Below are 11,523 nucleotides of genomic sequence, written 5' to 3' on the forward strand. Positions count from 1 at the left end.
CCAGATCACCGCGCGGCAGGAACTCGAGGCGGCCCAGACCGTCCTGGCCGAGGCCGAGGCGGAAGCTCGCCGGACGTCGTCCGCCGCCGCCGCCGCCCGGGTCTCGGGCGACGACCGCAGCTTCTGGGTCACTGACAGCGGCTTGTCCGACGCCAGGATCGTCGAGGCCCTGGGCGAGGCCGGACTGGCCGCCGAACCCCTGGCGGCGGCGGGCGGCTTGAAGCTGTTCCTATTGGCAGGCTATGTGCAGGCCGAGGACGGACGGCTGAGCGCGGCCCCCGGCCGCCTGACCGGCGTCATCGGCGCCGCGCCCGTCTTCTGACTTCCCCTCATCTTCCGAGTTCAAGGCTTCCCATGACCGACGCGCCCCAAGGACCCCAGGCAAAGCCCGGCATCCTCGACATCGCCCCCTATGTCGGCGGCAAGTCGTCCATCGCCGGTGTCGCCGAGCCGATGAAACTGTCCTCGAACGAGAACATGCTGGGCGCCGGCGAGAAGGCGCGCGCGGCCTATGAGGCGGCGATCAAGAACATTCACATCTACCCGGACGGTCGGGCGACCAAGTTGCGCGATGCGGTGGCGGACAAGCACGGGCTGGAGCCCGAGCGGCTGATCTTCGGCAATGGCTCGGACGAGGTCTTCGCCTTGCTGAACCAGACCTATCTGACGGCGGGCGACAACATCGTCTGCGGCCAGTACGGCTTCCTGGCCTATCGGATCAGCGCCCTGGGCTGCGAGGCCCAGGTCAAGCTGGCGCCCGAGCCCAACTTCAAGGCCGAGGTCGACGCCTTGCTGGCCCAGGTCGATGAGCGGACCAAGATCGTCTATGTCTCCAACCCGTCGAACCCGACCGGCAGCTACAACACCGGCGAGGAGATCCGCCGCCTGCACGCGGCCCTTCCGGCTCATGTGATCCTGGTGGTCGATGAAGCCTATGCCGAATATGTGACCGAGGCCGACTGGGAGACCGCCTTCCCGCTGGCCAAGGCGGCCGAAAACATCGTCGTGACCCGCACCTTCTCCAAGATCCACGGCCTCGGCGGTTTGCGCATCGGCTTCGGCTATGCGCCGCTGAAGGTGGCCGAAGCCATCGACCGCATCCGCCTTCCGTTCAACGTCTCCGTGCCGGGGCTGGAGGCGGCGACCGCCGCCCTGTTCGACGAGGCGCACCAGACGGCCTCGCGTGAGCTGGTGTCGAACTGGAAGCCGCGCCTGACCCAGGCCCTGCGCGGGTTTGGCCTTGAGGTCCTGCCCAGCGCCGGAAACTTCGTGCTGGTCGTGTTCGACGGGGCCGAACGGGCCGCCGCCGCCAATGATTATCTGAACACACGGGGCATCATCGTGCGGCCGGTCGGCGGCTACGGCCTGCCCCAGGCCCTGCGCATCACCATCGGCACGGAAGACCAGAACCGCGCCGTCATCGACGCGCTGAGCGAGTTCGCGGCGACCTGATCGGTCGCCGTCTGTTCCTCAGCCGCCGAAGCGGCGGGCGAAGAAGACGCCCGTGCGGAGGGTGTCGTCTTCCTGGGACAGGGGGCTGTCGGCCACGTCGCCCAGGCGTCGTTCATAGTTGACCAGGGCGCCGGCGCCCCATTTGTCGTTGATCGGGACCAGCAGGAACAGGCTGGCGCCGGCGCCTTGCAGGCCGCTGCCCGGCGAATAGGCGTCGATGCCGTTGCGGGCGGCCTCGGCGGTGCTGACGCCATAATAGGCGTCGGCCAGCTTGGCGTCGCCGCCGCGCGCATAGATCGAGACATTCATCAGGCCGATCGGCGTCACGCGCTGGTGGCCGACCGAGGCGTAGTATTCCGTACCCTCGCTGACGTCCGACACGTCGCGGCTGACCCGGCCGCCGACCACGATATTGCCGGGCAGGCGTTTGAAGGCGTAGGCGGCCACGTCGGCGCCGAAGTCGGGACGATCCAGGTCCAGACCCTCGATGTCTTCGGGCGAGAAGCGCGGACGCAGTTGCAGGCCGGCGCGGAAGTCGTCGGTCTTGATCGCGTTCCAGCCCAGACCGTCGATGGCGCTCAGATAGACGACGTCGCGGTAATTGGCGGACACCCAGGGCACGACCCGGGTCTCGGAGCCCGTGTCGCCGCCGCTGTCCTTGCTGTAGAGGGCGCCGACGCCGAGATCGACGGTCCAGCCGTCGGGCACGGGGCGCATCTGCTCATAGGGCTGGGACTGGGCAAGGGCTGAGCCGGCGAAGGCGGTTGCGGCGGCGGCTGTCAGGGCCAGGGTGCGCAAGGACATTTGGAGCTTTCTCGTACGGAATAGGTCAGTCCATACGTTCGAGCTGGGCCTTTGGCTCCAGCAGGGCCGCAGATGCCGTCTCTATGCGACTTTCCAGCAACGCCATCATCGCCCCGCGCTTCAGGCCGGCGGGGATCGGCTCCAGGAATTCGAACACCACCTTGCCCGGATAGCGGCGGAATCCATGGGCCGGCCAGTGGACGCCGGAGTTGGTGGCGACCGGCCAGCAGGGGCCTTCCAGATCGCGATAGATGGCCGCGACGCCGGGCTTGTAGTCGCCGGGCACGCCGGGATCATTGCGCGTGCCCTCGGGGAAGATGACGATCTGGCGGCCTTCGGACAGGCGTTCGCGCGCCTGGCGGGTCATGTTCTTCAGCGCCTTGGCGTGGCCGGCGCGGTCCACAGCGATCATCTTGGCCTTCCAGGCGAACCAGCCGAAGAAGGGCAGGGGCATCAGCTCCTTCTTCATCACGAAACAGGCGTCGGGCAGGACGGCCAGCAGGGCGACGATGTCCAGCATCCCCTGGTGTTTCGACGCGATCAGGGCGGCGCCCGACGGGGCGTGCTCCAGCCCCCGCACCTCGACCTTGACCCCTGCGATCCAGCGCAGGCCGAACAGGACGATCTTCGCCCACAGTTTGCAGACGCCCTGCACATAACGGTGCGGCGCAAGCAGGATGGGCGACAGGCCGACGGCGACGATCGGCATCGACAGATAGAGCCAGGCGGTGAAGAGCAGGGAACGCAGGGTGTTCACTTAGGCAGGGGCCTTTTCGGCGGAGGGTTCGGACGCGGGGGCGACGCGGCTGAGGCGGCGAATCCCCTCGCGGCCCAGGGCGGCGAGATATTTCATATATTCCAGCGTCATGCGCCGCGCCGTCACCGTCGCGCGCCACCAGTGGCGGTTGTCCAGCGAGGGGGTCGAGACAGCGTAGGGAGTCAGTTTCACGCCCGGCAGCTGGCCCCGGATCTCCACCAGCGAGCGCGGCATATGATAGTCGGAGGTGACGACGATCAGGTCGTCATAGCCCTTGGACCGGGCCCAGGCCGCGATTTCCTGGGCGTTGCCGACGGTGTCCTCGGCCTCGAAGCCCAGATCGACGCAGCAGTTGAACAGACGGCTGGAGCCCGGCGTCAGCTCACGCAGTTCACGGCGGCGGACCTCGCGGTTGACGCCCGAAATCAGCACGCGCTGACCCTTGCCCTGCTCCAGCAGGCGGATGGCGGCGTTGACCCTCTCGGCCGACGGACCGGTCAGGGCCACGATGGCGTCGGCCTGAGCGGGATCTTCGGCGGGCGTCAGTTCGCGCACCCGATGGGCGAAGGCGAACAGGCCGACCAGCCAGATCAGGGCGACAATGCCGATGACGACGAGCAGCCTCATCCCTACCCCCGACCTGAACCCAGAACCTGCATGGCGGCGAATCTGGCCGCGACAAGCGCCACCGTAGCCGCCAGCAGCGGACATGGCGAGAGCAGCAGCAGGTCGCCCCAGGTCACGGGCAGGGCCTGGGTCAGACCGTCCGATCCGCCCAGGAACCGCAGGAAGGCCAGGAGCAGCCCCGCCAGCCCCGCCCCAATGGCCCCGGCCCCGGCTGCGATCAGGGCGAAGCGGCGCTGAAACAGCCAGGCGATGCGGCCGTCGGTCGCGCCGTTCAGGCTCAGGGTCTCGATCACCCCGCGCCCGGCGGCCAGGCCGGCGCGGGTGGCGTAGGCGATGGCGGCGGCGGCGGCGAAGGCCGTGGCCAGGAAGGCGGCGCCGGCCAGGGCGGTGATCAGGGCGGCCGAACGTTCGACCTCGCCGCGCCAAAGGCTGTGGTCGTCGACCGTGGCGTCCAGCCCGGCCTCGGCCAGGGCGCGGCTGAGGCTGACCGCGCTGGCGGGGGCGTTCGGGTTCAGCCGCACCGTGACCAGATGGGGCAGGGGCAGGTCGGGCAGGACGGCGTCGCCCAGCCAGGGCCGCAGCAGATCCTCGGCCGCCTTGCGATCCAGGGCCGCCGCCTCCTCGACCCCGGCGACGCCGGACAGGGTCTCGGCGGCGCGGGCGGCGGCGGTGTCGCCGGTCTCGCCGACGCGGGGGCGGACCTGCACCGTCGCCTCGGACCCGAGCTGACGCGCCCAGCCGTGGGCGGCGCGGTCGGCGGCCGAGGCGGCGACGGCGGCCAGACAGGCCAGGAAGCACAGGACGGCGATGACGGTCATCAGCCAGGGCTCGCCGGCGGCCGCCGGGGGCAGCAGGCCGGGACGTCCCCGTGAAAGCCGGAAGTCGGAAAGGCGGATCATGCGGCGGCTCGGGCGGCTTCGGTCAGCCGGCCCTGGTCGAGCCGCAGGACCTGGGCGCCCGAGCGCTCGGCCAAGGCCTGGTCATGGCTGGCGATCAGGACGGTGGCGCCCAGCCGGTTCAGCGACTGGAACAGGCGCAGCAGCTTTTCGGCCATGACGGCGTCCACGCTGCCCGTCGGCTCGTCGGCGACGATCAGGCCGGGGCGGGTGATGACGGCGCGGGCGATGGCCAGCCGCTGTTTCTCGCCCCCGGACAGGGCCGGGGGGCGGGCGTCCATCCGGCGGCCCAGGCCGACCCATTTCAGCATTTCCTCCACATCGGCGGCGTAGTCGGCTTCGTGCCCGCCCGCCAGCCGCAGGGGCAGGGCGGCGTTGTCGAAGGCGGACAGGTGGTCCAGCAGGCGGAAATCCTGGAACACCACCCCCATGCGGCGGCGAAAGGCCGGGATGTCGCGCCGGTCGATGTCGGACACATCGGCGCCGAACAGGCGAATGGTCCCCGTGGTCGGCCGATCCACCAGGGTCAGAAGCCGCAGAAGCGAAGACTTTCCGGCGCCGGACGGTCCGGTAAGGAAGTGGAAAGAGCCTCGCGTCAGAATGAGGTTAACGTCTCGCAGCACGTCGGGCGCGTCCGCATAGCCGAAACCCACGCCCGACAGGCGGACGGTCTCGGTCACAGGGGCGGAATCGACGGCGCTGGGTGGCGAGGACGGCATTGAGATTTGTTTCAGGGACAGGGCGCGAAATCGCGCCTTACAGGAGGGGGCGACAGCCTCGCAGTCAGCCACATGATACTGACCTGCCCCGCCTGCGCCACCAGCTATTTCATTCCCGACGACGCCGTGGGCGCGAACGGGCGCAAGGTGCGCTGCAAATCGTGCGGCGAAGTCTGGCGCGCGACCAGCGACGAACCGCTGGAACTGAGCGTCGCGCCCGAACCGCGCGTCATCTCCACGCCCGAGCCGGAACCTGCGCCCGAGCCCGCCAGCCTGGCCGAGACGCCGGCGCCGGAACTGCCCAAGGCCTTTCGCGCCCGCGCCGAACAGCAGCGCCGCCTGCGCCGCGCCGCCACCCACGGCGTGGTGTGGGCGGGCCTGGCCAGCGCCTTTGTCGGCCTGATCGTCTCGGCCTTCCTGTTCCGGATCGAGGTGGTCGAGGCCTTTCCGCGCGCCGCCGCCGCCTATGCCGCAGTCGGGACGCCGGTGAACCCGGTCGGCCTGGACTTCGAGGCGATGACGGCCAAGGAGGTTCCCAATCATCCCGGCATGGTTCTGGTGTCCGGTGCGCTGCGCAATGTGCGCGACGCCGAGATCGTGGCCCCGCCCGTCCGGGTCGCGCTGCTGGACGAGCATGGCGCAGAGGTCGGGTTCAGGATCGTCGCCATCGACGCCGCCCCCGTCCTGCCCGGCAAGGTCCAGGGCTTCGCCGTCCTGATCCCCGATCCCGGCGGTCATGCGGCCGACATCGGGGTCAATTTCGTGACGCCCGACGCGCCTCACGCCAAGCCGGCCGCTGCTCACGCCGCGCCCGCCGAAGCGGCGCCGGCGGCGGATCACGGCGAAGATCATGCTGCGCCTCAGGCGGCTCCTCATGCTGCCCCTGCTCACGAGCCCGATCACGCGCCCGCCGAAACGGGCGGCGGTCATGCGCCGGCGAACGCTCATGCTGAGCTTGCGCCCGCCTCCAACGGCCTGAGATCGGCGGTCGCGCCGGGCGTCGCCGCGCGCAACGCCCAGGCGCCGATCGAGGCCCGACCCATTCGCGTGGTGGACAACGGGCACGGCGAGGCGGTATCCGCCTCGCATGGCTGATCCCTCCCCCAAGCCGACCGTCCTGCTGGCCGAGGCCGACATCGCCCGCGTCGTGGCGGATCTGGCCGCGCGCATCGCTCCGGTTATCGACGACGACACGGTCGCCGCCGTCCTGCTGACCGGCGGTCTGTGGTTCGCCGCCGACCTGACCCGCGCCCTGTCGCGACTGGGCCGTAATGTCCGGTTCGACGCCCTGTGGCTGGCCTCCTACGGCGACGACAAGACCAGCCGGGGCAAGATCGACGTCTATGCCCCGTTCCAGCGGCCCATCGCCGGGCGGCGTGTGCTGATCCTGGACGATGTGTTCGACACCGGCCTGTCCCTGGCCGAGGCGGGACGGATCGCGCGCGAGGCCGGGGCCTCAGAGGTCCTGACCTGCGTCTTCGCCCGCAAGCCCTGGCCCGCGCCGCGCGCCCCCGAGCCGGACTTCGTCGGCTGGGAGGCCCCGGACCGTTTCCTGGTGGGCTACGGACTGGACAACGCCGGCGGATTGCGTGGCCTTCCGGACATCTGCGCGCTGGATTAGAGATCTCAGCGATAGAGAGAGGCGCGATCCAGCGGCAAGCCCGACTTACCGGCGCGTCGCTTCTGGGCCACGGTCTGGTAGACGAGAATGGAGCCGCGTTCGAAGCCCTTGGCGCACATGGCGAAGAATATCAGCCACAGGCGGGTGCGTTCCTCTCCAACCATGGCTATGGCCTCGTCCCTGCGGGCCATCAGGCGGCGGGACCATTCGGCGGTGGTGGCCTGGAAATGTTCGCGCAGGTTCTCGACGTCCAGCACCTCGAAACCCAGGCGGCCGAGGTTGGTTACGGTCATGCCGATGGTGTCCAGCTCTCCGCCCGGGAAGATGAAGCGGCCGATCGTGCGCGTTGCGGTCGTCTGGGGGGTGATGTTGCCGATATCGCGGCCGCCGCGGCGGACGGAGGCCTGGTGGAAATACAGGCCTCCCGGCTTCAGCAGGCGATGCATCTCCAGGAAGTGCCGGTCGTGGTTGGCGAAGCCGACGTGTTCGAACATCTCCACCTGGCTGATGGCGTCGAACCGTCCGGTCATCTCCAGATCGCGATAATCCTTGAGCTCCAGGGTGATCCGGTCCTGCAGGCCGAGGCGGGCGATCTTGGCGTTGGCGAAGGCGAGCTGTTCCTCGGACAGGGTCACGCCGTGGACCTTGACGCCATAGTGCCGGGCCGCCCAGCACGACAGACCGCCCCAGCCGCAGCCGATGTCGAGCAGGGTTTGGCCGGGCTTGAGACGGAGCTTCCTGCAGATGAGGTCCAGCTTGCGGGTCTGAGCGTCCTCCAGCGACTGGTCCGCGTCGGCGTAACAGGCGCTGGAGTAGACCATCTCCGGGTCCAGGAAGAGGCCGTAGAAGTCGTTGCCGACATCATAGTGGAAGGAGATGAAGTCCTTGTCCGTGCGGGCGGACTTGTCCTGACGCTGGCCGGCCTCGCCGGTGGGGTCATAGGCAGCGTCGCCGACGGAGCGCGCGCGGCCCGCCAACAGGAAGGGGATCAACGCGCGCGCGATCAGCCCCTTGTTGACCCGGCGCGGCAGGTGGACGGCGCGGCCATGGTCCCAGCGATCGGCGGCTTCCAGGGGCGAGCCGCCCTCGATGCGCACGTCGCCCGTGGCGTAGAGCTCAAACAGGGTCATCAGGCCGGGCTTCAGCACCAGCCGGCGTACGGCGGAGGGATCGGACAGCACGATGCGGATGTCGTCGCGGGCGCCAGGGCCCAGAGGAAGGACCTCGCCCGTCCAGAGCTGCAACGACAGATCGGCCTGTAGATGTCCCGCGATGTGCGCAACGATCCGACGCGCGGCGGCCGTGCGCGAATCCTGGCCGCCTGTAGCGACGGTGGTCATGTGATCTTGTCCCCGAATTTCATGCAGGCCGCGACCTTACCGAATTGATCGAACGGCGCTAGATGATGGGGCGAAATGCTGCGCCGCTTGAATTTCCGCCGTGTGCAGCGTTGACTCCGAGACGCCCTTCCGTATATGTCGCCGCTCTTCGCCCCCGGGGGTCTCTCCGGAGGGCGTCTTCATTTTTGCGTTTGCGCTGAGGCTTCAACATGTACGCGGTGATCAAGACCGGCGGCAAGCAGTACCGGGTCCAACCGGGCGATACGATTGTCGTCGAAAAGCTCGATGGCGACGCCGGCTCGGAGCTGAAGTTCGACAGCGTCCTGATGCTGGGCGGCGACAAGGGCGTGACCCTGGGCGCTCCCCTGATCGACGGCGCCTTCGTCGGCGCCACCCTGGTCGAAACCCGCAAGGGTGAGAAGATCAAGATCTTCAAGAAGACCCGTCGTCAGGGCTATCGCCGCACCAACGGCCACCGCCAGATGGAATCGGTCCTGCGCATCACCGGCATCGAAGGCGCCGGCGAGATCGCCAAGTGGGACGGCAAGGTCGATCTGACGACCAAGGCCGAGATCAACCTGCGGGCCCGCAACCTGGCTACCCGCGGCGCGACCTCCGCGCTGGGTTCGATCGAGACGGTCGTGACCGACGTGGACGGCGCCGAGGTCAAGGGCGTCGTGGTCGAGAGCTCGGCTCCCGCCAAGAAGGCACCGGCCAAGAAGAAGGCCGCGCCCAAGGCTGAAGCCGCCGGCGACGAAGCCTAAGACATTCACCGGCGCCTCACAGCGCCAGACCAGTTAAAGAGAGACGTCCTCAAGTAGGCCGAAAGGCCGGTAGGACACTCAGGAAAGACGGAGCGGCAAGATGGCTCACAAGAAATCCGGTGGTTCGTCGCGTAACGGTCGCGACTCCGAGTCGAAGCGCCTCGGCGTGAAGAAGTTCGGCGGCGAGCGCGTGCTGGCCGGCAACATCATCGTGCGTCAGCGCGGCACCACCTTCCACCCGGGTGAGAACATCGGCATGGGCCGTGACCACACCCTGTTCGCCCTGACCCACGGCGCGGTGAAATTCACCAAGAAAGCCGGCGGCCGATGCTATGTGTCGGTCCTCGCGGCCAATGACGACGCCGCCCAGGCTATGGCGGCCGAGTAACGCAGTCTGGAACACTCCGGATCGCGTTGCTCCTGAAAGCAGCCGATCCGGACCAGGGAAGATATTCCGCGGGGAGTCTGGATCACCAGGCTCCCCGTTTGCGTTTCCCCGCCTCGTAGCCCGCCCGAGCCCTCCAAGGTGGCGGTCCTTACGAAGAGGCGACTGTCATGTGCGTCATCGAAACCTCCCCCATCGTCGAGACGCGGCGTCTGGTGCTGCGCGCGCCCGCGCCCCAGGACGCGCCGCGCATCGCCGCCCTGGCCAATGATCTGGACATCGCGCGCATGACCAAGCGGATGCCGCATCCGTTCCGGGTCGAGGACGCCGACGACTTCGTGCTTCAGGTCGCCTCGCAGGATCCGGCGCGGGCCAACACCTTCGTCATTGAACATGAGGCGGCCGGCCCCGTCGGGGTCATCGGCCTGTTCGAGAGCGAGGATCGGGTTCCGGAGGCGGGATACTGGATTGGGCGCGACTACTGGGGGCGGGGCTTCGCCACCGAGGCCCTGGACGCCGCCCTGGTCTGGGCCAGCCGCAAGTGGCGGCGACGCGCCCTGGTGGCCGGGCATTTCGCCGACAATCCCGCCTCGGGCCGGGTGCTGGAGAAGTCCGGCTTTCTCTACACGGGCGAGACCCGCCGGGCCTGGAGCCGGGCGCGGCGGGCCGAGATCGAGACGCGGATGATGGTGTGGCTGGCCTGAGCGGCCAGCCCTAGCCCAATCAGCCCGCCAGGCTGGGGCCGAAGACGGCGGCGGCTCCGACCAGGCCGGCGACCAGCATGGCCACGGCCCCGGCGACGAAGGCCGTGGCCGTGCGCGCACGACGGCGCCGTGCGCCGCCGGCGCGGTATTTGCGGATCAGGATCATGGGGCCTCGGGTAAAGGCCTCGGACCCGATGATGTTGTGCTGGGACAAGAAGGCGCTCCCCGACTGTCTCTTGAGCAGGGATCTGTCCGGGGTCGGAGTGGTCAGAAGATGGCGATCCGCGTTACCGGGGTCGCATCTTCGTGAGGCGCGGACGCTTTAGAGGCGTCGCGACCTCTGTCAGCCGCAGAAGACGAGCCGGCCGTCATAGGTGCGATAATAGCCGCTGGCCGGGTCGTAGGAGCGATAGACGCTGCGGCACCAATCCACCCGGCGGGCGTCACGGCCATAGGCCGGGCGATCATAGGCTGAGCCCCCGCCGGGATAGACCAGGTCCGGCCGGCCATAGGCGCCGGGATAGACGCCGGGGCCGCTGGAATAGCTGTAGCCATAGCCGGCGGGGCGATAGCGCCGCGTATGGGCCGGCCGCTGGTCGCGCCAGGCGGCGCCGCAGTCGGTGCGGGCGGCGTCCCAATAGGCGTCGCAGCGATAGTCGCCGGGCCGGTCCGCCTGGCCGTTGAAGTCGTATCGAGCTCCGGAACCATAGGTCTGGTTGCGTCCATAGGGCCGATAGGCGTCCCGACCCGGATAGCCCCCGCCGTCCCGGGGGGGCTCATGGCGGGGCGGGGCGTCGTACCAGGTCTGAGCCACAGCCGGGGCGGTGGACAGGGCCGCGGCGACGGCGGCGATCAGAGCGAGTTTCATGGTCAATCCCCAGTACGGCCGTCCGGGCCGGGCGGATGGGAACGCTTGGATGACGCCTACTGTATCGAACGACGACTTACAGGCCTGTGCTACAGACCGATGTTACATGGCGACATTGACGACGCGGCCGCCCCGGGTGTCAACGCGGCGCATCAGCACCAGGGGGGCTTCGTCGCCTGTCCGGACCGGGACGATCAGGAACCAGCCGCCGTCGGGCAGGCCGCTGAACCGGAAACGGCCGTTTTCGCAGCGCGTGTCCCGGACGAAGCCGCTGTAGTTGGCGTTGGCGTCCGGCACGGTGCGGGCGCGGACCACGGCGGCCGGCACGGCGGCCCGCTCGGTCGAGCCGTACAGGGTGCGGAAGCGGGCGCGGGTATAGGGGGTGTCGGGCGTCAGGCCGGCCGAGGCGACGCAGGCGTAGGCCTTGCCGTCCTGAGTATAGGTGACGCGGCCCTCGATGGCGGCCTGGCCCGGACGTTCCGACCAGGCGAAGTCAGCGGTGTTGAAGGCGGCGGGGCCGCCGACGGGGGCGCCGGTCGGGAAGGTGGTGGGGGCGCAGGCCGACAGGGCGCCGACGGCGAGACCC

Annotated in this window: 15 protein-coding genes and 1 pseudogene; 7 read left to right on the forward strand and 9 right to left on the reverse strand. The window is 69.1% G+C overall.

Annotated features, from left to right (window positions below; genetic code table 11):
- Positions 1-322: pseudogene (locus ER13_RS18705) on the forward strand (hypothetical protein); the annotation flags it as partial.
- Between the two features lie 32 nt (positions 323-354).
- Positions 355-1,452, forward strand: coding sequence for a histidinol-phosphate transaminase (gene hisC, locus ER13_RS12780; protein ID WP_035309775.1), 1,098 nt, complete (start codon positions 355-357; stop codon positions 1,450-1,452).
- A gap of 18 nt (positions 1,453-1,470) precedes the next feature.
- On the opposite strand, the gene ER13_RS12785 is transcribed toward hisC, so the two are convergent.
- Genes ER13_RS12785 through ER13_RS12805 form a run of 5 tightly spaced genes read right to left on the reverse strand, consistent with a single transcriptional unit; the run spans position 1,471 to position 5,255 of the window.
- Complete coding sequence (locus tag ER13_RS12785) at positions 1,471-2,256, reverse strand: MipA/OmpV family protein (RefSeq protein ID WP_035309777.1); 786 nt, start codon at positions 2,254-2,256, stop codon at positions 1,471-1,473.
- A gap of 25 nt (positions 2,257-2,281) precedes the next feature.
- On the reverse strand, positions 2,282-3,013 hold the full coding sequence (locus ER13_RS12790) for a 1-acyl-sn-glycerol-3-phosphate acyltransferase (RefSeq protein ID WP_035309779.1): 732 nt from the start codon (positions 3,011-3,013) through the stop codon (positions 2,282-2,284).
- Positions 3,014-3,640 carry a YdcF family protein gene (locus tag ER13_RS12795; RefSeq protein ID WP_035309782.1) on the reverse strand — a complete coding sequence of 209 codons (627 nt, stop codon included), beginning with the start codon at positions 3,638-3,640 and terminating at the stop codon, positions 3,014-3,016.
- A gap of 2 nt (positions 3,641-3,642) precedes the next feature.
- Complete coding sequence (locus ER13_RS12800) at positions 3,643-4,539, reverse strand: ABC transporter permease (protein WP_008258898.1); 897 nt, start codon at positions 4,537-4,539, stop codon at positions 3,643-3,645.
- Complete coding sequence (locus ER13_RS12805) at positions 4,536-5,255, reverse strand: cell division ATP-binding protein FtsE (RefSeq protein ID WP_035309785.1); 720 nt, start codon at positions 5,253-5,255, stop codon at positions 4,536-4,538. Before ER13_RS12805 ends, ER13_RS12800 begins: the two co-directional genes overlap by 4 nt.
- Positions 5,256-5,327: 72 nt before the next feature.
- Here ER13_RS12805 and ER13_RS12810 point away from each other — a divergent pair, with 72 nt between their 5' ends.
- Positions 5,328-6,350, forward strand: coding sequence for an MJ0042-type zinc finger domain-containing protein (locus tag ER13_RS12810; protein WP_008260560.1), 1,023 nt, complete (start codon positions 5,328-5,330; stop codon positions 6,348-6,350).
- Positions 6,343-6,876, forward strand: a complete 534-nt coding sequence (locus ER13_RS12815; RefSeq protein ID WP_008263870.1) for a phosphoribosyltransferase — start codon at positions 6,343-6,345, stop codon at positions 6,874-6,876. The genes ER13_RS12810 and ER13_RS12815 overlap by 8 nt, the downstream gene beginning before the upstream one ends.
- A gap of 5 nt (positions 6,877-6,881) precedes the next feature.
- Here the strand turns inward: ER13_RS12815 and ER13_RS12820 are convergent, their stop codons facing one another.
- Positions 6,882-8,216 (reverse strand): cyclopropane-fatty-acyl-phospholipid synthase family protein, encoded by a 1,335-nt coding sequence (locus tag ER13_RS12820; protein ID WP_035309788.1) that lies wholly within the window; start codon positions 8,214-8,216, stop codon positions 6,882-6,884.
- Positions 8,217-8,425: 209 nt separating this feature from the next.
- Between ER13_RS12820 and rplU the strand changes: the two genes are divergently transcribed.
- From rplU to ER13_RS12835, 3 genes are all read left to right on the forward strand, one after another.
- Positions 8,426-8,980, forward strand: a complete 555-nt coding sequence (gene rplU, locus ER13_RS12825; protein WP_008260603.1) for a 50S ribosomal protein L21 — start codon at positions 8,426-8,428, stop codon at positions 8,978-8,980.
- Positions 8,981-9,080: 100 nt separating this feature from the next.
- Entirely contained in the window at positions 9,081-9,368 is a 288-nt protein-coding gene (rpmA, locus tag ER13_RS12830) for a 50S ribosomal protein L27 (protein ID WP_035309791.1), read from the forward strand.
- 167 nt (positions 9,369-9,535) lie between these two features.
- Positions 9,536-10,069, forward strand: coding sequence for a GNAT family N-acetyltransferase (locus ER13_RS12835; protein ID WP_035309793.1), 534 nt, complete (start codon positions 9,536-9,538; stop codon positions 10,067-10,069).
- Positions 10,070-10,088: 19 nt separating this feature from the next.
- Here ER13_RS12835 and ER13_RS12840 read toward each other — a convergent pair whose 3' ends face one another.
- The 3 genes from ER13_RS12840 to ER13_RS18710 all read right to left on the reverse strand — a co-directional run.
- Positions 10,089-10,283, reverse strand: a complete 195-nt coding sequence (locus ER13_RS12840) for a hypothetical protein (protein WP_035309794.1) — start codon at positions 10,281-10,283, stop codon at positions 10,089-10,091.
- 129 nt (positions 10,284-10,412) lie between these two features.
- Positions 10,413-10,937 carry a BA14K family protein gene (locus ER13_RS17745; protein ID WP_052005087.1) on the reverse strand — a complete coding sequence of 175 codons (525 nt, stop codon included), beginning with the start codon at positions 10,935-10,937 and terminating at the stop codon, positions 10,413-10,415.
- A 102-nt stretch (positions 10,938-11,039) separates the two neighbouring features.
- Positions 11,040-11,523 (reverse strand): hypothetical protein (locus ER13_RS18710; protein ID WP_035309796.1); only part of this gene is annotated, 484 nt, incomplete at its 5' end.

It is taken from the genome of Brevundimonas sp. EAKA (genome assembly GCF_000698025.1).
In the GTDB taxonomy this organism is placed as follows: domain Bacteria; phylum Pseudomonadota; class Alphaproteobacteria; order Caulobacterales; family Caulobacteraceae; genus Brevundimonas; species Brevundimonas mediterranea_A.